The sequence below is a fragment of the Mycobacteriales bacterium genome (assembly GCA_036497565.1).
GTDB lineage: Bacteria > Actinomycetota > Actinomycetes > Mycobacteriales > QHCD01 > DASXJE01.
This window is the reverse complement of sequence record DASXJE010000227.1, coordinates 1-23,542: the sequence shown is the minus strand read 5'-3', so window position 1 is coordinate 23,542 and position 23,542 is coordinate 1. Positions and strand designations below refer to the sequence as shown.

The window sequence follows — 23,542 nt, the reverse complement described above, 5'->3', positions numbered from 1 at the left end:
CCGCCTTCCCGGCGGGTCAGCCAATGGTTGAGCTCGGCGACCGACGGCTGCCCGAAGAACTCCAGCAGCGCGGCGGTGAGCCCGGTCGCCGGAGCCGCATCGAGCTCGGCGAGGAAGACGGCACGGAACGCCTCGTCCACCAGCCCGAGCGCACCCATGGAGTGCTGGCTCCACCAGCTCATGTCCCACTCGACGCCGGCGCGGCTGCGCGCGGCGACGGCCGCGGCGGTGCCCGCCACCACCGCGACGCCCGCTCCCGACGGCTCCCCGCACCGGATGGCGGCGTACCCGTCGTTGCTGATCGACCGCTGCAGCAGGGACGGCCACTCCGTATCCAGGACCTTGGCCCAGAACGCCTCGTCCTCGGGCCAGTCGACCCCGGCCAGCCGGAATGCCGCACCCGCCACCGCCGCCCGATCCACCCCGGCCCCCGACAGCGCCTCGTCGACCGCATCCAGTACGGCGACCACGGCGTCGGCCGGCTCGGCCACGCCGTAGATGTCGCCGCATCCGGACCGGCCGGCACCGACGATCTGTCCCGAAGAGAAGCAGGCCAACGCGACGGTCTTGCTGTTGCCGGCATCGACGCCGAGGTAAACGCGGCTCATCGTCACCGCAGCAGGCGCTCGGGCAGCCAGGGCGCCTGGGCCGCGGCCATTTCGTCGTACAGCGACTCGGCGACGGTCAGGGACGGCACGAGTGGGTGCGCGGCCATGGCCCGGATCGCGTCCGGTCGGGTGCCGTCCCAGGCCGCGGTCGCCGCCAGGATCTGGTATTCGGCCAGCTGCTGGGTGATCCCGCGGACCGAGTGCGGAAGCGCCTTCTGCGCCTCGGGGTGGAAGCCCTTCGCGTCGACGGTGCCCCACAGCTCGACGACGGTCTCGTCATCGAAGCCCGGGAGTACGCCGTCGTCGTTGGTGACGTTGAACGGCAGCCGGGCGCCGGTGTCGTTGTAGAACGCGGAGATCGCATCGATCGCCAGCTCCAGCTCGTGGATCCCACCGCGGGACCGCGCCGGGTCGAGTCGCGGTGCATCGCTCTCGGCCTGCTCGCGGTAGTGCGCCCAGTAGTCCGGCAGCGACGACATGATTACCTCCGAGCGGGTCTTCCGCGCCATCTGCTGCTCGCGGAGCACCTCGTCCCGGAAGTAGTAGTAGTTGAAGTAGTCGGACGGGATCGACTCCATCGCGACCGCGAGGTGCAGCGCGCGCATCCCGTTGACGTCGGCGATCGGCTGCGTCCGCAGCTCCTCATACCGCTCGCGCAGGAGCGGAAAGACGTCGGCGCCGTCGTAGGTGGCCTCGTTCGACCAGCAGTTGTGGTTGACGCCCACCAGGTTGGCGTCGAGCTTCGCCGGGTCCAGGCCGGCCGCCTTGGCGACGACCGGAGGGAAGACGATCGGGCCTTCGCAGAAGGACGCGATCGGGATGTCGGTGTGGTCGGCGATCGCCTGCGACACGATGTTGACCGGGTTGGTGTAGTTGAAGATCCGCGCACCCGGGGCCACCTCGGAGAGGTTCTTGCACAGCCCCTTCATGACGTTGATCGAGCGCAACGACATCATCATTCCGCCCGGCCCCTGGGTCTCCTGGCCGATGACGCCGTGCTTGAGCGGGATCCGCTCGTCCAGCGCCCGCACCGCGAAGTCGCCGGGCCGGAAGCTGGACAGGACCGCGTCGACGTCGCGCACGCCTTCGCGCTGGTCCGTCGTCGCGGTCACCGTGATGTCGACGCCGGCGCGCTTGGCCATCTTCTCGGTGATCGTCCGGACGATCTCGAGGTGATCGGGATCGAGGTCGATGAGGACGAACTCCGACCCGTCGAACTCCGCTCCGTGATGGACGAACGACGCCATCGTTCCCGCGGCGCGCGACGAGCCTCCGCCGAGGTAGGCGAGCCTGATTCGAGCCATTTCTCTCCTTCTGGCTGGTGCCTCGGCTAGGCGGGTGCGGCCGCCGAGTCTATGAACAACTGCGGATTGGCGCAGTCGGTGATGACGGTGGCGGGCCAGGCCGGGTCGTAGTGCTGGGCCAACCGCATCCGGTCCACGGTCGTGGCCTTGTCGGCGCCGTGGGCCACCATGACGGCCCGCTTCGACTGCTCCTGGATTGTGCCGACCCCGACGGTCACGCCGTACGCCGGGACCGCGTCGAGCCGGCCGCCGAAGGTCGGGAAGGTCGCGAGGTTGTCCCGGCGGGTCGCCTCCGCGAGCGGGATCACGCGGGTCCGGGATCCGGCCGCGGTGCCGGCGGGATTGAAGGCCACGTGGCCGTCGCTCGCCCCCGACGCGAGGATGAACAGGTCCACGCCGCCCTGCTCGGCGATCTGCTTGTCGTAGCGCTCCGGCTCGACCGGATCTGGGATCCAGTAGCGGTCCGGAGTGACGCCGCGGCCGGGACCTGCCGCCCGGTTGAGCGGCCCGACGATCTCCTCCGCCCCGAACCGGGCGCAGCTGTGCGCGAGCGACGACCCGATCCGGGCGAACGAGCCGGTCGCGTCGCGCTCGACGTACTCGTCCATCATGACGATGACCAGCCGGCTCAAGTCGAGTGCGCGGCGTGCAGTCAGCTCGGCGAGGGCCTGGTAGGTGCTGTGCGCGCTGCGGCCGCCGGGACACCCGAGCAGGTAGGCACGGCCGCGCTCCGCGGCGAGGGCGAGATCGGCCGCGATCACGTCGGCGAGCGCCCGGCCGAGAGCGGCGGGGCCGGGAAATACGGTCGGGGTCACCCGCACGCGACACTCCTCCATAAACCAGTCGTACCGAGGATCGTAGTTTGGTCTGACTGGTCTGGTCAATCCGGACGGACGGCTAATCCTGCCCGGCGTGCCGCTCGAGGAACACGTACACCTCGGTCAGATCGACACCCGGGAAGGCGCCGGGCGGCACCGCCGCGAAGACGTGCGACTGGGCCCGCGCGGACGGCCACGCCATCCGGTCCCACGATGCCGACAGGGCCGCCGGCGGTCGCGCGCAACAGCCGGGGTCGGGACAGGTGGACGCCTCGCGGTTGGCGGTCTCGCGCCCGCGGAACCAGCGTGAATCGCGATAGGCGACGCCGACGGTGACGGCGAACGGCTGATCGTCCCCGCCGACCTCGCGACTGGAGCACCAGTAGGCCCCCGTCGGCGTGTCGGTGTACTGGTCGTAGCCCGGATACTTCCCGGAGAGAAAGACTTGGCGCGCGGCCCAGTGCCGGCACACCCGCTGTCCCTCGATCGCCCCGTCCACATCGGACGGAAAGACGATGCCGTCGTTCTCGTAGGCCTTGTAGATGTACCCGTCCTCCCCGCTCTTGACGAAATGGACGCGCAGATCGAGGTGCCGTGTCGCCAGGTTGGTGAAGCGGTGCGCGGCCATCTCGTAGGAGACCGAGAAGATGTCCTGCACGTCCTCGACGGCGAGCGCCCGCTCCTCCTTCGCCTGCTGTAGCAGCGGAACGGCCGCCCGCTCAGGCATCAGCACGGCCGCGGCGAAGTAGTTGACCTCGGTGCGCTGCCGAAGATAGGCACCGAAGTCCAGCGGCTCCTCGTGACCGAGCACGAAATGACCGAGCGCCTGCAGAAGCACGCTGCGGGTGTCGTGCCCGCCGGTCCAGTCGCCCTGCCCGAGGTAGATCCGGTGATTGCGCAGGTCGACGACCGAGCGCGCCGACCGCGGCAGGTCGCGCACGTACTGCGGTGCGAACCCGCAGTGCGCGGCGATCGCGAGGAGCACTCGATGCGACAGCGCTCCGGCGCCGCGGTGGCCGACCGCGTCGAGCGCCTCGCCGGCGAGCCGTTCTATCTCGGGGAAGTAGTTGTCCTTGGCCCGCATGTCCTCGCGCAGCGCCCGGTTCGCCGCCCGCGCCTCCTCGGGTGTCGCGACCACGCGCTGCGACCTGCGCCGCAGCTCGTCGTACAGGGCGACGAGGTGCTCCAGCACCGGCGTCGGCACACGCGCGCCGGTGCGCAGCGGCGGCAGGTCGAGGGCGCGGTAGAGGGGCTCGCGCTGCGACTCGGCCACCGCCAGCTCCAGGGCGGCGCGATGGCTGGGCGGTTCCGGCCGGAGCAGCTCGTCGAGCGGTACGTCGAAGGCCCCGGCGAGGGCGCCGAGCAGCCGCAGCGTGGGCTCGCGGTGCCCGTGCTCGATCTGGGAAAGGTGGGACGGCGAACTGGCGACGAGGACGCCCAGGTCGGCAAGGGTCATCCGCCGGGCGCGCCGCTCATGTCGGATACGCGAGCCGATCACGCGAACGTCCGACGTCGCCGTCGGTGTCGTCGATTCGGCAGGGCCCATGATCCGAACGTTAGAGCGATCATGGCGAGCCGGACAGATTTCGCGTTTTTTCGTCGGCCTTTTCCACGGAGTCAACTCCCGGGACCGATCCTGGGATGAGTACCCGCAACCAAAGGTGATCCCATGACCGTCCTTCACAGGCCCGCCGACGCCCCGTCCATCGCCCGCGACCTCGAGGCCGGCTGGCAGAACGAGACCCGCTGGGCCGACGTCGAGCGGCCCTACAGCGGGCAGGACGTGGTGCGGCTGCGTGGGTCGGTGCAGGAGGAGCACACCCTGGCCCGGCTCGGCGCCGAGCGCCTCTGGACCCTGCTGCACGACGAGCCGTACATCAATGCACTAGGCGCGCTCTCCGGCGGTCAGGCCGTGCAGATGGTGCGGGCCGGGCTCAAGGCGATCTATCTGTCCGGCTGGCAGGTAGCGGCCGACGCCAACACCGCGGGACACACCTACCCGGACCAGAGCCTGTATCCGGTCAACTCCGTGCCGCAGGTCGTCCGCCGCCTCAACAACGCCCTGCTGCGGGCGGACCAGATCTCCTGCACCGAGGACGAGATCGATGCGCCGTACTGGCTCGCTCCGATCGTCGCCGACGCCGAAGCCGGCTTCGGAGGCGCGCTGAACGCGTTCGAGCTGATGAAGGCGATGATCGCCGCGGGCGCCGCAGGGGTGCACTGGGAGGACCAGCTGGCCAGCGAGAAAAAGTGCGGCCACCTCGGCGGCAAGGTGCTGGTGCCGACGCAGCAGCACATCAAGAACCTCACCGCCGCCCGGCTGGCCGCCGACATCGCCGGCGTGCCGACCCTGGTCATCGCGCGGACCGACGCGCATTCCGCCGCCCTCATCACCAGCGACGTCGACGAGCGGGACCGCGCCTTCATCACCGGCGAACGTACGGCGGAAGGCTTCTACCACGTGCGCAACGGCATGGAGCCGGTGATCGCGCGTGGCCTGGCGTTCGCGCCGTACTCCGACCTGCTGTGGGTCGAGACCAGTACGCCGGACCTGGAAGAGGCCCGCCTCTTCGCGGAGGCCGTGCACAAGGACTTCCCGGACAAGATGCTCGCCTACAACTGCTCGCCGTCGTTCAACTGGCGACAGCACCTCGACGACGACACGATCGCCCGCTTCCAGCGGGAGCTGGGCGCCATGGGCTACACGTTCCAGTTCATCACCCTGGCCGGATTCCACGCGCTCAACTACTCGATGTTCGACCTCGCGCACGGCTACGCTCGGGACGGCATGAGCGCCTATGTGAATCTTCAAGAGGCGGAGTTCGCGGCCGAGAGCCGCGGCTACACCGCGACCCGGCATCAGCGCGAGGTCGGTACCGGCTACTTCGACCAGGTCGCCACCGCGATCGACCCGACCGCATCGACCACGGCACTGGCCGGTTCGACGGAGGCGGAGCAGTTCTCGGGTACGGAACGCGCGAGCGTCTGAATGGCGGGCGTCGAGGTCACCGCGCCGGTCGAGCCTCATGCCGACATCCTGACGGCCGACGCCCTGGACTTCGTCGCCGCGCTGCACCGGGAGTTCGACCCGCGGCGCCGGGAACTGCTCGACGCGCGCCGGAAGCGGCACGTCGACATCGCCTCGGGACGTGGTCTGGATTTCCTGGCCGAGACGGCAGACGTCCGGTCGGGTGACTGGCGGATCGCGCCGCCGGCGCCGGGTCTGGTGGACCGGCGGGTCGAGATCACCGGTCCGACCGAACGCAAGATGCTGGTGAATGCGCTGAACTCCGGGGCCGACGTCTTCATGGCCGACTTCGAGGACTCCAACTCCCCGACGTGGGCCAACATGGCCGGTGGGCAGGCGAATCTCGTCGCCGCGATCGACCGGCGGATCGACTTCACCAGCCCGGACGGCAAGGACTACCGGCTCGCCGATGAGACCGCGACGCTCGTGGTACGCCCACGCGGATGGCATCTCGACGAACGCCACGTCGTCATCGACGGTGAACGGGCGGCGGCGAGCCTCGTCGACTTCGGCCTCTACTTCTTCCACTGCGCGCGCCGGCTGATCGACCGCGGCGCCGGGCCGTACTTCTATCTGCCGAAGCTGCAGAGTCATCTGGAGGCGCGACTCTGGAACGACGTCTTCTGCGTCGCACAGGAACGGCTGGGCATCCCCCGCGGCACCATCCGGGCGACCGTGCTCGTCGAGACGATCCCGGCGGCGTTCGAGATGGCCGAGATCCTGCACGAGCTCCGCGAGCACTCCAGCGGCCTCAACGCCGGTCGGTGGGACTACACCTTCAGCATCATCAAGGAGTTCCGCGAATCCGGCGGCGCCATGATGCTGCCGGACCGCAACTCGGTGACGATGACCGTGCCCTTCATGCGCGCGTACACGTCACTGCTCGTGCGGACGTGTCACGCGCACGGCGCGCACGCGATCGGCGGCATGGCGGCGTTCATCCCGAGCCGCAAGGACGCCGCGGCCAACGAGGTGGCTCTCGCCAAGGTGCGCGCCGACAAGGAACGGGAGGCCGGCGACGGTTTCGACGGCTCGTGGGTGGCCCACCCCGACCTGGTGCCGGTCTGCCGCGAGGTCTTCGACGCCGTGCTGCACGGGCGGCCCAACCAACTCGACCGGATCCCCGACGACGCCGGAGTGACCGCGGCCCGACTCCTCGCCGTCGACGAAACGCCGGGCGAGATCACGGAGGACGGGCTGCGCAACGACATCAGCGTCGCGCTGCAGTATCTGACCGCGTGGCTGGGCGGCAACGGCGCGGTCGGGATCTACAACCTGATGGAGGACGCGGCGACCGCGGAGATCGCCCGCGCGCAGATCTGGCAGTGGGTGCACAACCGCGCCACGCTGACCAACGGCGAGACGGTCACCGCCGAACTCGTGTACCGCATCGAGCAGGAGGAACTGGACCGGCTGCGCCGAACCCTCGGCGACGCCTACCCCGGCGAACGTGCCGCGCAGGCGCAGGAGATCTTCAACCAGGTCGCGCTCGCCGACGACTTCGCGGAGTTCCTCACCCTCCCGGCGTACGAACTCCTCCCCTGACCGTTCCCCGCGGCGGGGCTCACATCGTGGGGTCGCCGCGGACGAGACGGGAGCCGGCGCGGATCACGACGGCGGCGCCCGCGACCAGCAGCGCCAGCCCGGGGATCGCCGTCGCCGGGGGCACCTGGTGCAACCACAGCGCGGCGATGAGCGACGCGCCCGGCACCTCAACGAGGATCGCCAGGCTCACGACGGTGGCGCTGGTGGTCCGCAGTACGACGTTGACCAGCGAGTGCCCGAGCAGTTGGGCGGCGACCGTGAGCGCCACGAGCTTCAGCCAGGTCTCCCCGCTGTAGCCGACCAGTTGCGTGCCCGCGGCCAGGTTGACGACGAGCAGCAGCACCGCACAGACCGGGTAGCAGATCGCGGTGTACGACGCGGTGCTCACACCGGACCGCACCTTGGCGCCGATGGTGACGTAGCCGGCCCCGAAGGCGCCGCCGACCAGGGCGAGCAGATCACCGACCAGCGCCTTGCCGGACAGGTGTACGTCGACCCCGGCCAGCAGCGCGGTCCCGAGCACCGCCAGCCCGATGCCGACCCACACCGTGCGCGGCACCGTGCGCCCGGCGGCGCGGGCGAAGGCGGCCGCCCACACCGGTTGGGTGGCGACCAGGGCCGTCGACGAGGCGACCGACGTCAGGGCCAGGCTCGGTATCCAGGTGCCGAAATGGACCGCCAGCAGCACGCCAGCGGTCGTCGACAGCCGCCAGCTACGCCGATCCAGCGTGCGCAGCTCCCGCCACCGGCGCAGCAGCGCCCAGGGAAGGATGACCGCGCTGCCCATCGCGTTGCGCCAGAAGGCGATCGCCAGCGCCGGTGCGGCGGTGGCGACGACGAGCGGGCCGGAGGTGGAGACGGCGACGACGGCGACCGCCAACAGTCCGATGTCGGCCGCCGGCGGGCGGGCGAACGTGGCCGGCGCCCCGGTCACCTCGACTCCACCGCGATCCGGCACGGGACCGATCGTTCCAGTCGACCGGACCCGGCGGGCAGCCGGACCGCGCGGACTCCCATGCCCTGGCGGGCCGTGGGAGGCTGCCGGGGTGTCCGCGACACCGCCGCCGATCGCCGAGGCGATGAAGAAGGCCGACGTGGTCTGGATCGCCCCGGCCGGCGGTCCCCGGCCGGCGCCGGCCTGGCTGCACTGGACCGGCGAGGCGGCGTACGTCGTGTGCGGGCCCGGCGAGCAGCCGCTGACCGGGCTCGCCGACGCGACGTCGGCCACCGTGACGGTGCGCTCGCCAGAGACGGGTGCCAGCATCCTCTGCTGGGACGCCGACGTCACCGCCGTCGCGCCGGCCAGCCCCACGTGGGACGAGGTCGTGCCCGCACTCGTCCTCGGCCGCCTCAACGCCGCCGACCGTCGGACGCTTGCCGACCGGTGGGCCCGGACGGCCACCGTGCTCCGGCTGGCACCGACCGGGGAATGGCGGCGCGCCTAGGTCGGCGCGGCCGTCACCGGCGGCAACGACGGTAATCTTTGCACCGTGCCGGCGCTGTCCAAGTACTTCATCACCCGCCTCGCCGGACTCAACGTTCTCGACCCGAACGGCGAGCCGGTGGGCCGGCTTCGCGACGTCATCGTGCGGCTGCGACCGGGCCACCAACCGCCCCGGGTCCTCGGCCTGCTCGTCGAACTGCAGCACCGGCGGCGGATCTTCGTCCCCATCGGCAGGATGACGGCGATCGACTCCGGCGCGATCGTGCTGGCCCGGGGCACGGTGAGCCTGCGGCGGTTCGAGCAGCGGGCCGGGGAGCAGCTCGTGCTCGGTGAACTGCTCGACCGCCGGGTGACCGTGCTTGAGAACGACACCGCAGCGATCGTCGTCGACGCCGCGATGGAGGAGACCCGCACCCGGGACTGGGTGATCACCCGGGTCGCCGTACGCGAGCTCGGCAGCGGCCGGCTGTCCCGGCGGGGTCAGCTGCGTCAGCTCGACTGGGACGAGGTCAGCGGGCTGTCGATCACCGGCTCGCAGGGCGCGGAGAGCCTGCTCGCGGTGCTCGCGACCATGCGGGCGACCGACCTGGCGACCACGTTGAAGGACATGCCGGACAAACGACGGCACGAGGTGGCCCAGGCGCTCGACGACGACCGGCTCGCCGACGTCCTGGAGGAGCTGCCGGAGGAGGACCAGGTCGAGATCCTCGCCGCCCTGGCCGACGACCGCGCCGCGGACGTCCTGGAGGCGATGGACCCCGACGACGCGGCCGACCTGCTCGCGGAGATGCCCGAGACCGACAAGGACCGGCTGCTGGCCCTGATGGAGCCGGAGGAGGCCGAACCGGTACGCCGGCTGATGACCTATCCCGACGACACCGCGGGCGGCCTGATGACCAGCGAGCCGGTCATCCTGCCGCCCGACGCCACCATCGCCGAGGCGCTCGCCCGGGTGCGCAACCCGGATCTGAGCCCGGCCCTGGCCAGCCAGGTCTACGTCTGCCGCCCCCCGACCGAGACCCCGACCGGGCTCTACCTCGGCGCCGCCCACATGCAGCGGCTGCTGCGGGAACCGCCCGGATCGCTCGTGAGCGGCGTCCTCGACAAGACCCTGACCCCGCTCCGGCCGGACGCCCCGCTGCTCGACGTCACCCAGATGCTCGCGGCGTACAACCTCGTGGCGGCCGCGGTGGTCGATGACGGTGAGCGCCTGGTCGGCGCGGTGACCGTCGACGACATCCTCGACGCGCTATTGCCCGAGGACTGGCGGGACAGGTCGACCGGTGGCTGAGCGGACCGGTCGTCGGCTCGACCAGCCCAAGGGGGTCGGTCGACGGCTGTCGATGCCCCACGGCGAGGACCTGCTGGGCCGGGTCTCCGAAGGAGTTGCGCGGTTCTTCGGCAGCGCGCGCTTCATCCTGATGCAGACCCTGATCGTCATCGTCTGGATCACGCTCAACGTCGCGCAGGCCACGAAGGCGATCCGCTGGGACCCTTACCCGTTCATCCTGCTCAACCTGGCGTTCTCCACCCAGGCCGCCTACGCCGCCCCGCTGATCCTGCTCGCGCAGAGCCGGCAGACCGACCGGGACCGGGTGTCGATGGAGGAGGACCGCGCGCAGAACAACCGCTCGATCGCCGATACCGAATACCTCACCCGGGAGATCGCGGCGGTCCGGATCGCCCTCGGCGACGTCGCCACCCGGGACTTCATCCGCTCCGAGCTCACCCGGCTGGTCGAGTCGACCCGCGCGGAGGAAGAGGACTCCCCCGCGCAGTGACGCGGGGAGCCGTCAGTCGGTTTCGAGCAGTCTGCCCATCAACGTCGCGAGCTGGGCGAGCTCGGCGTCGGACAGCCGGCTGATCATGTGCTCCTCGACGCCGCGCAGGTGGGTCGGCGCCGCTTCGCGCAGGCGCTGCAGCCCCGCCGCCGTGAGCACCGTGAAGGTCCCCCGGGCGTCGCCCTCGCAGGCCTGGCGCTCGACCAGACCATCGCGCACCAGGCGGTCGACCAGCCGGGTGAGGCCGGACCGGGAGAGCATCACCCGGTCGGCCAACTCGGTCATCCGGAGCCGGTGCTCGGGCGCCTCGACCAGCTGGACGAGGACGTCGTAGAACGACAGCGGCAGGCCCTGCTCGAGCACCAGTTCCGCTTCGAGCTCGCGGATCACGGTGGCGTGCGCCCGGAGGAAGAGCCGCCAGGCCTCCAGCGCGGCCGGGCTCGGGCGGACATTCTTCGGCTCGGCCCGGACCGACGAGAGTGCCGGCGGGCCGGCCGGCGGCGGGCCGGACAGCGGTGGGGAGCTCGGGGCACTCGTCGACATTGGCAAATGATAATGCGCAATTGGCGTGCTGGGCACCGGCGGCGGGCGTGTTCTGATCGCCGCCGTAACATGAGGCAGTCAGTTCTCGCCTCGCCCACCCGGGACATTCATGCCGACGGCAGTCACCGAACAACCCGACATCGAGCGGATCCACGCCGCCCTGCAGACCGTGCAGGACCCGGAGATCCACCGACCGATCACCGAGCTGGAGATGGTCAAGGACGTCAGCGTCGGCGCCGACGGCGTCGTCGCCGTCGAGGTCTGGCTCACCGTGGCCGGCTGTCCGATGCGCGAGACCATCATCCGGGACGTGACGGCGGCCGTCAGTGCCGTCGACGGGGTCACCGCAGTCCGGGTCGAGCTCGACGTGATGAGCGAGGAGCAGCGCAAGCAACTGCAACAGCGGCTGCGGGGCGGCACTCCCGAACCCGAGATCCCGTTCGCCAAGCCGGGATCGCTGACCCGGGTCTATGCCATCGCGTCGGGCAAGGGCGGTGTCGGCAAGTCCAGTGTCACCGTCAACCTGGCCGCCACCCTCGCCGAGCGTGGCCTGTCCGTCGGGGTCGTCGACGCCGACATCTACGGGCACAGCATTCCCCGGATGCTCGGGGTGACCGGCAAACCGACCCAGGTCGAGAAGATGATCATGCCGCCGCAGGCGCACGGCGTGAAGGTCATCTCGATCGGCATGTTCACCCCGGGAAACAGTGCCGTGGTGTGGCGCGGGCCGATGCTCCACCGCGCCCTGCAGCAGTTCCTGGCCGACGTGTTCTGGGGCGACCTCGACGTACTGCTGATGGACCTGCCTCCGGGCACCGGCGACATCGCCATCTCGGTGGCTCAGCTCGTCCCGTCGGCGGAGATCCTGGTCGTCACCACGCCGCAGCTCGCCGCCCAGGAGGTCGCCGAGCGGGCCGGCAGCATCGCCCTGCAGACCCACCAGCAGATCGTCGGCGTGGTGGAGAACATGTCGGGTCTGCCCTGCCCGCACTGCGGGGAGATGGTCGACGTATTCGGGTCCGGGGGCGGTCAGCGGCTCGCCGACTCGCTGTCCCAGTCGACCGGGACCACGGTGCCGCTGCTCGGGACGGTGCCCATCGACATCCGGCTCCGCGAAGGCGGCGACGAGGGCCGCCCGCTCGTGCTGTCCGATCCGAGCGCGCCGGCCGCGGCGGCGCTGGGGACGGTCGCCGACGCGCTGGCCGTGCGCCAACGCGGGCTGGCCGGGCGGTCGCTCAACCTCACCCCGGTGCGGCACTAGCGACCGGTGGGACGTCCGCTCAGGTGGCGTCCGGGTCGTACGGCGCGGCCTCGCCCTCGGAGAGCGGCTTCTGTGGCTGGGCCGGGCGGCTGGTGGCCTCGTCACTGAACGGGTCGTCGAGGTCCTCGAACAGGTGCTTGCGGACGAACGTCCGCGGGTTGAGCGAGTCGAGGTCGACGTCGGCGAATTCCGGACCGAGCTCGGACTTGAGCTGGGTACGGGCGCCCTGCGCCATGGTCCGGACCTGCTTGAGCATCTTCGCCGCGTCGCGGGTGACACCCGGGAGTCGGTCGGGACCGAAGACGATGAGCGCGACCACCGCGAGCACCATGATCTCGCCCCAGCCCAATGAGCTGAACACGGTCGCCTCCTTCGCCTTCCCGGGCACCTGCAGACTGCCCGTCTACGACTCAGCCTAACCCGAGTGCCGGAAAGACCGGCAGATCAATCTCGTTGGAGCGTGGCCCGGACGGTCTTGGGCGATCCGCCACGGTCGATCGTGAGCGTGACCGTGTCACCCACCCGGTGGGATCCGACGAGCACGATCAGCTCCTCGGAGCTCGACACCGGCTTGCCGTCGATCGCGGTGATGACGTCGCCTTCCCGGATGCCGGCCTTCTGGGCGGCTCCCCCGCGGTCGACCACCTCGACCTGGGCACCGTCCCCGCCCCGGCGGCCGAGATCGGTCACCGAACGGGCATTCAACCCGAGTGTGGCGTGCACGACATGTCCGCTGTGGATCAATTGCAGGGCGATACGCCGCGCCGCGTTGATCGGGATGGCGAAGCCGACACCGATGCTGCCGCTCTGTCCCTGGGAGCCGAGTGACGCGATGGCCGAGTTGATGCCGACCGTCGCGCCGGTGGCGTCGACCAGCGCGCCGCCGGAGTTTCCGGGGTTGATCGCGGCGTCGGTCTGGATGGCGTCGATGACGGCATTGGTGTCGCTGCCCTCGCCGGACAGGCGCACCGGCCGGTCGAGGGCACTCACGATGCCGGAGGTCACCGTGCCGGCCAGGCCGAGCGGCGAACCGATCGCGATGACCGGGTCGCCGACCACGATCTTCGACGAATCGCCGAGCCGGGCCACCACCAGGCCGGGCTTGTCGACCTTGATGACGGCGAGGTCGGTCTTCGGGTCCCGCCCGACGATCCGCGCCGAGGACGAGGACTGGTCGTTGTAGATCACCCTGATGGTCCCGGCGGACGTGGCCGCCAGCGAGACGACATGGTTGTTGGTGAGGATGTATCCCTTGGCGTCGATGACGACGCCGGACCCGGTGCCCTCCTCGTCGGCGGTGCGCACCTGGATCGAGACCACCGACGGCAGCACCCGCCGGGCGATGTCGGCGACCGACCCGGGCCGCCGCTGGATCGACGGACCGACGGTGGCGAGCTTGGCGCCGGGGTCGAGCAGGGAAGAGGTTCCGTAGTGGTCGGCGAGCACGAATCCGGTCGCGCCCCCGACACCGGCGAGCAGCAGGGCGATGATCACGACGAGGGCGGCGCCGCCGACGGACGGCCGGCGGGGACGCCAGCGTCGGCGTACCCCGGGCCCGGCGGCCGGAATGTCGTCGGCGGGCGGCGGTGGCGGGTCCTCGAAGACGACCGGCGCACCCAGGTACGGCGCCGAGGCGGGGTCACGCCACGGGTCGCGGTCGGCGCCGGGCACCCACCAGGGTGACTCGCCGCGGCCGGCGTCGGCCGGGCCGGGCGGGCGGTCGAAGGCGCCGGTGCCGGCGTCGGGACGGCCGAACGCCTGCTCGGTCTCCGGCGTGGGCACCGACGGCGGCACGGCTCGCGCGGCCGGCGCCGGCGCGGGCCGGTTCGGCGCAGCGAAGGGCGCATCGACGCCGTTTGGACGCCGGAACGGGTCGTCGCCGTCGCCCCCGGCACGGTGCTGGCTCATGTCGACGGAGGTACCGTCGTGCCGTTCACCCGGGTGCCTCCCCTGATCGGCCTACCGCTGGCTGGGCCGTCCTGCGCTTCGATCCAGCCCCAAGCCTCCCGCATGATCGCGCGTTTTGCTCCGTTCTCGCACGATCCGGACGGCGAGCGATGCTACCGCCGGTCGGCTACCGCTGGCCGACGAAGGATGCCGACATCACGTCGGGCGCCGTGGGCATCCGCAGCGGCCGGTTGGGCATGCTCCCGATCCGGGTGGTGTCCACCTCGCTGACGCTCGACGATCCGCCGGGCGCGACGACGGAGGAGCCGCCTGCGGGGCCGGCTCCTGCCGACGCCGGGGCGGGTGAGAAGGAGGCGAGCATGCCGACCGCGATCCCGGCGGCCGCGCCGACCAGGCCGCGGCTCAGCCGCTGCGTGCGCGGGCCGCGGTGGGGGTGCGGGAGGGACCAGGCCCGGTGCGCCCGTCCGGCGTCATCGCCAGCACGGCGGGCGGCGTCGCCGGTGCCCCAGACCAGGTTGCTGCCCTCGACGGCGAGCACGATGTCCGGCGTACCGATGTCGGCCGTGAGCGGTATGCCGCGCAGCTTCGCCAACAGGTCGGAGGACGGGGCGGGCTCCCCGGCGGCGAGCAGGACGCGCTTCGCGTGACGCTGGAGGACGACCGACCGACGGCACTCGGCGCAGACCGCGAGGTGTGCCTCGGCGCGGTGCTCGGGCACCGTCGCCAGCTCACCGTCGACGTATGCAGCCACCGCTTCCGCGGCGAGGTGCAGGTCGGGGATCGTCATGAGGCTTCGTCCGCCGTGGGTACGCCGGTCAGGGAATCCTCTGCGAAGGATTCCTCTGTGAAGGATTCTTCTGCGAAGGATTCCTCTGGGATATTACCGGCGCCGTAGCGGCTGCGGGCCGGTGCGCGGTGGGCGAGCGACTCACGCAGGGCCAGCCGACCACGATGGATCCGGCTGCGGACGGTACCGAGCTTGATGCCGAGGGTGGCGGCGATCTCCTCGTAGGACAGGCCCTCGATGTCGCACAGCACGACGGCGACCCGGAAGTCGAGGGGCAGCGAGTCCAGTGCCGCCTGCACGTCGGGATCGAGGTGGGTGTCGGTGAACGCCTGCTCGGGGCTGGGCTCGCGGCCGGGCAGCCGGCCGTTGTCCTCGGGCAGCGCGTCGAAGCGGATCCGCTGCCGGCGCCGCACCAGGTCGAGGAAAAGGTTGGTCGTGATGCGGTGCAACCAGCCCTCGAAGGTCCCCGGGCTGTAGTTGGCCAGGGATCGGAACACCCGGACGAAGGTCTCCTGGGTGAGGTCCTCGGCATCCTGGCGGTTGCCCGCCAGGCGGTAGGCGAGGCGATAGACCCGCGCCGAGTGCGCGCGGACCACCTCGTCCCAGGTAGGAGGCACCCAGGTGGGACCGGTCGACGCGGTCGCATCGGCCACGACGGCACCTCCACGCTGAACGGCGAACGACGCCTCCATGGTGCCCTGTCCCTCCGCCCAACGCTCATCTGATCTTGCTTTTCTTATGCAACGCTCAGGTGCTACCGGTGCGTTCCCCCATCCGGTGCCCTCAGCCGGGTCCCCAATCCAGTCGCTGGGGGCGCTAGGCTCGCTCCCGGTCATCGCGTGATTCTCGGAGGTTAGACATGCCCAGCACGGCCGGCATCCAGGCGACCCGCGACTACGCCGAGGGTTACCTCGCCGAGGACGCGCCGCTGCTCGCGGCCCGGGCCCGGGCCAAGGAATTGGGCTGCGCCCCGATCGGTCCCGGAGGCGGCGCGGCGCTGCGTTTCCTCGCCCGCGTCATCGCCGCCCGCGCCGTGGTCGAGATCGGCACCGGCACCGGCGTGTCCGGTCTGTGGCTGCTGCGCGGCATGCGCGACGACGGGATCCTGACCACGGTCGACACCGAGGCCGAGCACCAGCGGGCGGCCCGTCAGACCTACACCGAGGGCGGCATCGCCTCGTCGCGCACCCGGCTGATCCACGGTGCCGGGCTGGAGGTCATGCCGCGGCTGACCGACGGTGCCTACGACATGGTCTTCCTCGACGCCGCCAAGACCGAGTACGGCGACTACCTCGCCGAGGCGCTGCGGCTGCTGAGGCCCGGCGGCCTGGTGGCGTTGGACAACATGCTGTGGCACGACAAGGTGGCCGACTCCTCGGCCCGCGACGCGGAGACCATCACGATCCGCGACCTGGGCAAGGAGATCCGCGACCGCGACGATCTGGTTCCGGCGCTGCTGCCGGTGGGCGACGGGTTGCTCGCCGCCGTCTACCAGCCCTGATCGATTACAGGACCTTCGACAGGAACGACTTGGTCCGCTCGTGCTGTGGATCGGCGATGATCGCGCGCGGCGTTCCTGACTCGACCACGATGCCGTCGTCCATGAACACCAATGAATCGCCCACTTCGCGGGCGAATCCCATCTCGTGGGTGACGACGATCATCGTCATGCCGTCGTTGGCGAGCCGGCGCATCACGTCGAGCACTTCACCGACCAGCTCCGGGTCGAGCGCGCTCGTCGGCTCGTCGAAGAGCATCAGTTTCGGCCGCATCGCCAACGCACGGGCGATCGCGACCCGCTGCTGCTGGCCGCCGGAGAGCTGATTGGGATAGACGTCGTCCTTGTCCCGCAGCCCGACCATGTCCAGCAGGTTGCGGGCCCGGCCCACCACCTCGGCATGCTTCTCCCGCCGCACCCGGATCGGCGCCTCGACGATGTTCTGCATGACGGTCATGTGCGGGAACAGGTTGAACCGCTGGAAGACCATGCCGATCTCGGCGCGTTTGGTCGCGACCTCGCGATCCCGCATCTCGTGCAGCTTGTCCCCGACCTGCCGGTAGCCGACCAGCTCACCGTCGACGGAGAGCCGGCCGGCGTCGACCTGTTCCAGGTGGTTGATGCAGCGCAGGAACGTCGACTTGCCCGAGCCGGACGGGCCGATGATGCACATGACCTCGCCCGCGGAGACGCGCAGCGTGATGCCCTTGAGCACCTTGAGCCGGCCGAAGTTCTTGCACACCTGCTCGGCCTGAACCATGGCGTGGCCGCCATCGACGGTCGTGGTCATGACGGCGCCTCCGCGGTCGTACGGAATCGGCGGCGCAGCCGCTGCCACGGCGTCGGCGGCAGCTCGCGGCTCGACCCGCGGGCATAGTGCCGCTCGATGTAGTACTGGATGACCGACAGCACCGAGGTCATGAGGATGTACCAGAGGCTCGCGACGACGAGCAACGGGATCTGCTGGTAGTTGCTGCCGTAGATGTCCTGCACGGCCTTCAACAGGTCGGTCACCGCGATGACGACGACCAGTGAGGTCGTCTTGAGCATCGAGATCGTCTCGTTGCCGGTCGGGGGGATGATGACCCGCATGGCCTGCGGCAGGACGATGCGCCGCAGGGTGCCCATCTTCGACATGCCCAGCGCCTGCGCCGCTTCGGTCTGGCCGTGGTCGACGGAGAGCATCCCGGCCCGCACGATCTCGGACATGTAGGCCGCTTCGTTCAGACCCAGGCCGAGCAGCGCTCCCACGAAGAGCGGGATGATCTTGTTGGCGTCGAAGGTGACGAACGCCGGCCCGAAGGGGATCCCGAGCGTCGGGAACTGGTAGAGCGCCGCGGCGAACGACCAGAAGATGATCTGCACCAGCACCGGCGTGCCGCGGAAGAACCAGACGTAGGTCCACGCGACGCTCGACACGACCGGGTTCGCGGACAGCCGCATCACCGCGAGGACGATGCCCAGGATGATGCCGATCAGCATCGCCAGCACGGTGAGCTCGAGGGTCACGAGGATCCCGTGCAGGACCGTCGTGTAGGTGAGGTACTTCCAGACGATGCTCCAGTGCCAGGCCGGGTTGGTGAACAGCGAGTGGATGAGCATCGCCACGAGCACCGCAAGGACCGCGGCGACCACCCACCGTCCCGGGTGGCGCACCGGGACGGCGGTGATGAGCTCCGGCCGACCGTCGGCCGGGTTGTCTGCTGAGTGACCGCTAGCCGCGACGCTCTCCGGCTTCGAGGCCATTGCTAGGAGGTCGCCCCGTTGATCGTCGGGTTGCTGATCGCGCCGGCCTGCACTCCCCATGCCTTCAGGATCGTCAGGTACTGCCCGCCGGCCATCAGCTTCTTGACGGCCGCGAGGACCGCCTTGTCCATCGTCCCGGTGTCCTTGGGGATGGCGATGCCGTACGGCGCCTCGTCGGCCGTCTTGCCGACCTTCTGGAACAGCTGGGGGTTGGCCTTCACGGCGTAGTCGACGACGGGCGTGTCAGCCAGGTAGCTCTGGATCCGCCCCGCCTGCAAGGCCGTATTGACGTCGGACTGGTTGGGATATCCGCTCGCCACTGGTGCCGCCTTGCCCGCCGCCTTGCACTTCTGCACGACCGAGTCGGGCTCGTTCTTCTGCAGCGACTCCAGCTGGGTGGTGCCGTTCTCCGCACCGACCTTCTTGCCGCAGAGGTCGGTCGTGCCGGAGATGTGCAGTGGGTTGCACTTCTTGGCCATGATCGACGTACCGGCGGTGAAGTAGGTCACGAAGTTGACGGTCTGCTGCCGCTCTTTGGTGTCGGTGAACGACGACATACCGAGGTCGTACTTGTGGGCCGCCAGGCCGGCGAGGATGCCGTCGAAGCTGGCGTTGACGAACTTCGTCTGCATTCCCAGGGTCTTGCCGATCGCGTTACCGAGATCGACGTCCATCCCGACGATCTTGCCGCCGGAGGAGAGGAATTCATTCGGCGGGTAGGACGCGTCGGCGGCGACCGTCAGGGTCCCCTTGGACCTGATGGACGCCGGAACCATGCCGGCGGCCGCGCTGTCCTTGGCGACGGTGACCGTGGCCGGGGTGATCGGCGGCGGTTTCGGGGCGCCGGTACCGACCTTGCACGTGCCGCCCGAGCTGCCCGACCCGCCTGAGCTGCTCGACCCCGAGCTCACCGTCGTACCGCAGCCGGCCAATACCAGCACCGCGACGACTGCTGCCACTGCAGACGCACCAATGGCGCGAACGCCGATCCTCATTTGATCCCACCCCCGGGTTTCCGCCCCAACCGTCCTGGGTGCCTGATCGACCCGGACCCGGGTAACCCTAGGCCACCCGGCGCCACGATCCCGGACGAACACCCGCATCGTGACCTCGCCGCCGCTCACCGGGACAGCACGGAATACGCAATCAGGGCATTACGGAAGCGCTTTCTGGCCCTTCCCGAGTACGACGATCCCGGCGGGGCTGACCTGGTAGCGCTGCCGGTCCATCTCACAGTCGACACCGATGTGGGCGCCGTCGGGGATGACGACGTTCTTGTCGAGGATCGCCCGCCGGACGACGGCACCGCGCCCGATGGTGACGTTGTTCATGACGACGCAGCCCTCGACGTAGGCGCCGGCGAGCACCCGGACTCCCGGCGAGAGGATCGACTGCCGCACCGTGGCGTTGGCCACGATCACGCCGTTGCTGACGATCGACTCCTGCGCCATCCCACCCTCGACGAACTTCGCCGGCGGCTGCTCGAGGTGGGTGGTGAAGATCGGCCAGTCCTGGTTGTAGAGGTTGAAGATGGGATGAACGGCGACCAGGTCCATGTGCGCGTCGTAGAACGTGTCGAGCGTCCCGACGTCGCGCCAGTAACCGCGATCGCGATCGGTGGCCCCGGGCACGTCGTTATTGGCGAAGTCGTAGACGTTGGCCGACCCGCGCTCGACCAGCATGGGGGCGATGCTGCCGCCCATGTCGTGCACGGAGCTGTCGTCGGCGGCGTCGGCCTTGAGGGCCTCGAGCAGCGTCCCGGTCTCGAAGACGTAGTTGCCCATCGACGCGAACGTCTCGTCCGGGCTGTCCGGCAGCCCGGGCGGGTCGGCGGGCTTCTCCAGGAACTGGCGGATCTTGCCCTTGTCGTCGGCGTCGATGACCCCGAACGCCGACGCCTCCGACCGCGGCACGCGGATCCCGGCGACCGTCAACCCGGCGCCGGATTCGATGTGCTGCTCGACCATCTGACTCGGGTCCATCCGGTACACGTGGTCGGCACCGAAGACCACGATGTGGTCGGGCTGGTCGTCGTAGACGAGGTTGAGGCTCTGATAAATCGCGTCGGCGCTGCCGGTGAACCAGCGCGGGCCCAACCGCTGCTGCGCCGGCACCGGGGTGATGTAGTTGCCGAGCTCGGTGGACATCCGCCAGGTCGTGGTGATGTGCCGGTCGAGCGAATGCGACTTGTATTGGGTGAGCACACATAACCGCAGGTATCCGGCATTGACCAGATTCGACAGCACGAAGTCGATCAGCCGGTAGCTGCCGCCGAACGGGACGGCCGGCTTCGCGCGGTCGGCCGTCATCGGCCAGAGGCGCTTGCCCTCACCACCCGCCAGGACGATGCCGAGCACCCGAGGTTGCGTCCGCATGGCACGACCCTATCCACGATCCGGCGTCGGCGCTCTACTCTCCTATGCCATGCGTGTAGCACTGCTCAGCCGCGAGTTTCCCCCCGAGGTCTACGGCGGGGCCGGGGTCCACGTCGAATATCTGGTGCGCGAATTACGGCCGCTCGTCGACCTCGACGTGCACTGCTTCGGCGCACCACGCGAGGATTCGGTCGGCGCCAGCGCCCACCAGGCACCGCCGTCGCTGGCCGGAACCAATCCGGCGCTGGCGACGCTCGGCGTCGACCTCGACATGGTGGCCGCCATCGACGACAGCACCCTCGTGCACTCCCACACCTGGTACGCCGGCCTCGCCGGACACCTCGCCGGGCTGCTCTACGACGTACCGCATGTCGTGACCGCGCATTCGCTGGAGCCGGCCCGGCCCTGGAAGGCCGAACAGCTCGGCGGCGGATACCGGGTGTCGTCCTGGGCGGAGCGGACGGCGTTCGAAGCCGCGGACGCGGTCATCGCCGTCAGCGACGGGATGCGCCGCGACGTCCTGGCCACCTATCCCCGGGTCGACCCGGCCCGCGTGCACGTGGTGCGCAACGGGATCGACACCCAGACCTACCGTCGCGTCGACGACACCGACGCGCTGGTCCGCCACGGCGTCGATCCGCACCGGCCCTACGTCATCTTCGTCGGCCGGATCACCCGCCAGAAAGGGCTTGCGCACCTGGTCCGCGCTGCGGCGGCCTTCGACAAGGACACCCAGGTGGTGCTCTGTGCCGGCGCGCCGGACACCGTGGAGCTGGCCGAGGAGATCCGCGCCGGCGTCGCGGAGCTGCAGGCCACGCGTGACGGCGTCGTCTGGATCACCGAGATGCTCGACCGGAGCGACGTCGTACAACTGCTGTCGCACGCCACCATCTTCTGCTGCCCGTCGGTCTACGAGCCGCTCGGCATCGTCAACCTCGAGGCGATGGCCTGTGAGGTCCCCGTGGTCGCCAGCCGGGTCGGCGGGATCCCCGAGGTGGTCGACGACGGGATCACCGGCCTCCTCGTGGAGATGGGCGAGGCAGGCGGGACGACCTTCGAGGGCGGTCTGGCCGGTGCGGTCAACACGCTCCTGCGCGATCCGGACCGCGCCCGGTCGATGGGGCTCGCGGGCCGGGCTCGTGCCGTCGACGAATTCGGCTGGCCGACCATCGCCCGCCAGACTGTGGCCGTCTATGGAACCGCCCTCGGATAACGGTCAGCCGGCGGTGGCCTTCAGCGCGTCGCCCAGGGCGGAGGCTTCATCGGCCGACATTTCCACGACGAGCCGCCCGCCGCCCTCCAGCGGGACGCGCATGACGATGCCGCGTCCCTCCTTGGTGACCTCGAGCGGACCGTCGCCTGTCCGCGGCTTCATGGCCGCCATTCGTGCCTCCTCCAGCGCGACCGGCCCTGCTGCCGGCTTCGCGTTGCTCGACCATCGTGACGCCACCCGTAGGCACGGGCGACCACGTGACCCTGACATTCTCCCCTATCCGTTCACGATCGGGAAAGTCCGGGTGGATCACGGCGCTGTAGGGTCGGCCCACCGCAGGCCTGGTCACCACTGGAGGACGCCGGTGTCGGACACCGTGCTCGTCGACGTCAGCGAGGGCGTCGCCACGATCACCCTCAACCGTCCTGAGGCGATGAACGCCTGCTCATTGGAGCTCAAGTCGGCCCTGATCGGCGCGCTCGGCGACGTCCACGACAACCCGGCGGCGCGTGCGGTGGTGCTCACCGGCCGGGGACGCGCCTTCTGCGTCGGGCAGGATCTGCGGGAGCACGCCGAACTGCTCGAGGCGGGCGACCCGGCCCCCCTCGCCACCGTGCGCGAGCACTACAACCCGATCGCGCGGTCGATCGTCGACATGCCGAAACCGGTGATCGCGGCGGTGAACGGAATGGCGGCGGGCGCCGGTGCCTCGTTCGCCTTCGCCGCCGACTTCCGGGTCGCCGCGGAAAGCGCCGGCTTCCTGCTCGCGTTCGCCAACGTCGGCCTCTCGCTCGACAGCGGTGCCTCCTGGCTGCTGCCCCGACTGGTCGGCTACGCCCGGGCGACGGCGCTCGCGCTGCTCGCCGACCCGGTGCCCGCCGAACAGGCGCTGCAGATGGGCCTGGTCAACGCGGTCGTCGCCGACGACCGGGTGCTGGTCGCCGCACAGGAACTGGCGACCCGACTGGCGGCCGGCCCAACGGCGGCCTACGCCGCGATCAAGGAATCACTCGCCTACGCCGCGACGGCGACCTTCGAGGAGGCGCTGGAGAAGGAGGCCGAGATGCAGGCCCGGACCGGGGCGACCGAGGACCACCGGGCGGCGACCGCCGCCTTCCTCGCCAAGGAACGCCCCCGGTTCACCGGACGATGAGCGCCACAGGGAGCACCATCGGGCTGCTGCATCCCGGCGAGATGGGCGCGGCCGTCGGCGCGACGCTGACCGGTGCCGGGCGGCGCGTGCTCTGGGCCTCGGCCGGTCGCAGCCCGGCCACGGCCGCCCGCGCGGACGCCGCGGGACTTACCGACGCCGGGAGCATCGACGCACTGTGCGCCGACAGCGATGTCGTGCTGTCGATCGTTCCCCCGCACGCCGCGCTCCCGTTGGCCCGGGAGATCGCGGCAACCGGATTCTCCGGCGTCTACGTCGACGCCAACGCGGTCTCTCCGGCCACCGCCACTGAGGTCGCCAAGGCCGTCCGGGAGGCAGGGGCGGCGTACGTCGACGGCGGCATCGTCGGCGGACCGCCCGGCGGGAAGGGCTCGACACGGCTCTACCTGTCCGGCGAGCGGGCGGATCAGGTCGCGGGCCTATGCGCCGGGACGGCGCTCGACGCCGCGGTCCTCGGCGACGACCCGACCGCGGCGTCAGCGATGAAGATGGTGTTCGCGGCCTGGACCAAG

The 23,542-nt window shown here is 70.4% G+C and carries 25 protein-coding genes; 10 read left to right on the top strand and 15 right to left on the bottom strand.

Going from position 1 to position 23,542, the window contains the following annotated elements:
• From VGH85_18625 to VGH85_18610, 4 genes are all read right to left on the bottom strand, one after another.
• A partial coding sequence (locus tag VGH85_18625) for a BadF/BadG/BcrA/BcrD ATPase family protein (GenBank protein ID HEY2175826.1) occupies positions 1-608 on the bottom strand: 608 nt, incomplete at its 3' end.
• 2 nt (positions 609-610) lie between these two features.
• Entirely contained in the window at positions 611-1,912 is a 1,302-nt protein-coding gene (locus VGH85_18620) for a hypothetical protein (GenBank protein ID HEY2175825.1), read from the bottom strand.
• Positions 1,913-1,938: 26 nt separating this feature from the next.
• Positions 1,939-2,727 carry a 6-phosphogluconolactonase gene (locus VGH85_18615; protein HEY2175824.1) on the bottom strand — a complete coding sequence of 263 codons (789 nt, stop codon included), beginning with the start codon at positions 2,725-2,727 and terminating at the stop codon, positions 1,939-1,941.
• An 82-nt stretch (positions 2,728-2,809) separates the two neighbouring features.
• Positions 2,810-4,276 (bottom strand): helix-turn-helix domain-containing protein, encoded by a 1,467-nt coding sequence (locus tag VGH85_18610; GenBank protein ID HEY2175823.1) that lies wholly within the window; start codon positions 4,274-4,276, stop codon positions 2,810-2,812.
• A gap of 123 nt (positions 4,277-4,399) precedes the next feature.
• Between VGH85_18610 and aceA the strand changes: the two genes are divergently transcribed.
• Positions 4,400-5,719 (top strand): isocitrate lyase, encoded by a 1,320-nt coding sequence (gene aceA / locus VGH85_18605; GenBank protein HEY2175822.1) that lies wholly within the window; start codon positions 4,400-4,402, stop codon positions 5,717-5,719.
• Positions 5,720-7,303, top strand: coding sequence for a malate synthase A (gene aceB / locus VGH85_18600; protein ID HEY2175821.1), 1,584 nt, complete (start codon positions 5,720-5,722; stop codon positions 7,301-7,303).
• A gap of 19 nt (positions 7,304-7,322) precedes the next feature.
• On the opposite strand, the gene VGH85_18595 is transcribed toward aceB, so the two are convergent.
• Complete coding sequence (locus VGH85_18595) at positions 7,323-8,237, bottom strand: DMT family transporter (protein ID HEY2175820.1); 915 nt, start codon at positions 8,235-8,237, stop codon at positions 7,323-7,325.
• Positions 8,238-8,349: 112 nt separating this feature from the next.
• On the opposite strand from VGH85_18595, the gene VGH85_18590 reads away from it, so the two are divergent.
• Genes VGH85_18590 through VGH85_18580 form a run of 3 tightly spaced genes read left to right on the top strand, consistent with a single transcriptional unit; the run spans position 8,350 to position 10,528 of the window.
• Complete coding sequence (locus VGH85_18590) at positions 8,350-8,748, top strand: hypothetical protein (GenBank protein ID HEY2175819.1); 399 nt, start codon at positions 8,350-8,352, stop codon at positions 8,746-8,748.
• A 45-nt stretch (positions 8,749-8,793) separates the two neighbouring features.
• Positions 8,794-10,038: a CBS domain-containing protein gene (locus VGH85_18585; GenBank protein HEY2175818.1), complete on the top strand. Its 1,245-nt coding sequence runs from the start codon at positions 8,794-8,796 to the stop codon at positions 10,036-10,038.
• Positions 10,031-10,528: a DUF1003 domain-containing protein gene (locus VGH85_18580; protein ID HEY2175817.1), complete on the top strand. Its 498-nt coding sequence runs from the start codon at positions 10,031-10,033 to the stop codon at positions 10,526-10,528. The genes VGH85_18585 and VGH85_18580 overlap by 8 nt, the downstream gene beginning before the upstream one ends.
• A 12-nt stretch (positions 10,529-10,540) precedes the next feature.
• Here VGH85_18580 and VGH85_18575 read toward each other — a convergent pair whose 3' ends face one another.
• On the bottom strand, positions 10,541-11,071 hold the full coding sequence (locus tag VGH85_18575) for a MarR family transcriptional regulator (protein HEY2175816.1): 531 nt from the start codon (positions 11,069-11,071) through the stop codon (positions 10,541-10,543).
• A 109-nt stretch (positions 11,072-11,180) separates the two neighbouring features.
• On the opposite strand from VGH85_18575, the gene VGH85_18570 reads away from it, so the two are divergent.
• Positions 11,181-12,332 carry an Mrp/NBP35 family ATP-binding protein gene (locus tag VGH85_18570; GenBank protein ID HEY2175815.1) on the top strand — a complete coding sequence of 384 codons (1,152 nt, stop codon included), beginning with the start codon at positions 11,181-11,183 and terminating at the stop codon, positions 12,330-12,332.
• A 19-nt stretch (positions 12,333-12,351) separates the two neighbouring features.
• On the opposite strand, the gene VGH85_18565 is transcribed toward VGH85_18570, so the two are convergent.
• The 4 genes from VGH85_18565 to sigE form a co-directional block, all read right to left on the bottom strand.
• A complete protein-coding gene (locus VGH85_18565; GenBank protein HEY2175814.1) occupies positions 12,352-12,693 on the bottom strand; it encodes a sec-independent translocase in 342 nt (113 codons plus the stop codon).
• An 83-nt stretch (positions 12,694-12,776) separates the two neighbouring features.
• Complete coding sequence (locus VGH85_18560) at positions 12,777-14,240, bottom strand: trypsin-like peptidase domain-containing protein (protein HEY2175813.1); 1,464 nt, start codon at positions 14,238-14,240, stop codon at positions 12,777-12,779.
• A 166-nt stretch (positions 14,241-14,406) separates the two neighbouring features.
• Positions 14,407-15,027 carry an anti-sigma factor gene (locus VGH85_18555; GenBank protein HEY2175812.1) on the bottom strand — a complete coding sequence of 207 codons (621 nt, stop codon included), beginning with the start codon at positions 15,025-15,027 and terminating at the stop codon, positions 14,407-14,409.
• Positions 15,024-15,719 (bottom strand): RNA polymerase sigma factor SigE, encoded by a 696-nt coding sequence (sigE, locus tag VGH85_18550; protein ID HEY2175811.1) that lies wholly within the window; start codon positions 15,717-15,719, stop codon positions 15,024-15,026. Before sigE ends, VGH85_18555 begins: the two co-directional genes overlap by 4 nt.
• Before the next feature lie 167 nt (positions 15,720-15,886).
• Between sigE and VGH85_18545 the strand changes: the two genes are divergently transcribed.
• Complete coding sequence (locus VGH85_18545; GenBank protein ID HEY2175810.1) at positions 15,887-16,528, top strand: O-methyltransferase; 642 nt, start codon at positions 15,887-15,889, stop codon at positions 16,526-16,528.
• A gap of 4 nt (positions 16,529-16,532) precedes the next feature.
• On the opposite strand, the gene VGH85_18540 is transcribed toward VGH85_18545, so the two are convergent.
• From VGH85_18540 to glgC, 4 genes are all read right to left on the bottom strand, one after another.
• Entirely contained in the window at positions 16,533-17,285 is a 753-nt protein-coding gene (locus VGH85_18540) for an amino acid ABC transporter ATP-binding protein (protein ID HEY2175809.1), read from the bottom strand.
• A 26-nt stretch (positions 17,286-17,311) separates the two neighbouring features.
• The gene (locus tag VGH85_18535) at positions 17,312-18,271 is read right to left on the bottom strand and encodes an amino acid ABC transporter permease (protein ID HEY2175808.1); all 960 of its coding nucleotides are present in this window, start codon (positions 18,269-18,271) and stop codon (positions 17,312-17,314) included.
• Positions 18,272-18,273: 2 nt separating this feature from the next.
• Complete coding sequence (locus tag VGH85_18530) at positions 18,274-19,230, bottom strand: ABC transporter substrate-binding protein (GenBank protein HEY2175807.1); 957 nt, start codon at positions 19,228-19,230, stop codon at positions 18,274-18,276.
• 195 nt (positions 19,231-19,425) lie between these two features.
• Positions 19,426-20,646 (bottom strand): glucose-1-phosphate adenylyltransferase, encoded by a 1,221-nt coding sequence (gene glgC / locus VGH85_18525; GenBank protein HEY2175806.1) that lies wholly within the window; start codon positions 20,644-20,646, stop codon positions 19,426-19,428.
• A gap of 49 nt (positions 20,647-20,695) precedes the next feature.
• Here glgC and glgA point away from each other — a divergent pair, with 49 nt between their 5' ends.
• Positions 20,696-21,859, top strand: coding sequence for a glycogen synthase (gene glgA, locus VGH85_18520; GenBank protein HEY2175805.1), 1,164 nt, complete (start codon positions 20,696-20,698; stop codon positions 21,857-21,859).
• A 3-nt stretch (positions 21,860-21,862) separates the two neighbouring features.
• Here glgA and VGH85_18515 read toward each other — a convergent pair whose 3' ends face one another.
• A complete protein-coding gene (locus VGH85_18515) occupies positions 21,863-22,030 on the bottom strand; it encodes a DUF3117 domain-containing protein (GenBank protein ID HEY2175804.1) in 168 nt (55 codons plus the stop codon).
• Between the two features lie 193 nt (positions 22,031-22,223).
• On the opposite strand from VGH85_18515, the gene VGH85_18510 reads away from it, so the two are divergent.
• On the top strand, positions 22,224-23,012 hold the full coding sequence (locus VGH85_18510) for an enoyl-CoA hydratase-related protein (GenBank protein ID HEY2175803.1): 789 nt from the start codon (positions 22,224-22,226) through the stop codon (positions 23,010-23,012).
• Positions 23,009-23,542 (top strand): NAD(P)-binding domain-containing protein (locus VGH85_18505; GenBank protein ID HEY2175802.1); only part of this gene is annotated, 534 nt, incomplete at its 3' end. The genes VGH85_18510 and VGH85_18505, both read left to right, overlap by 4 nt.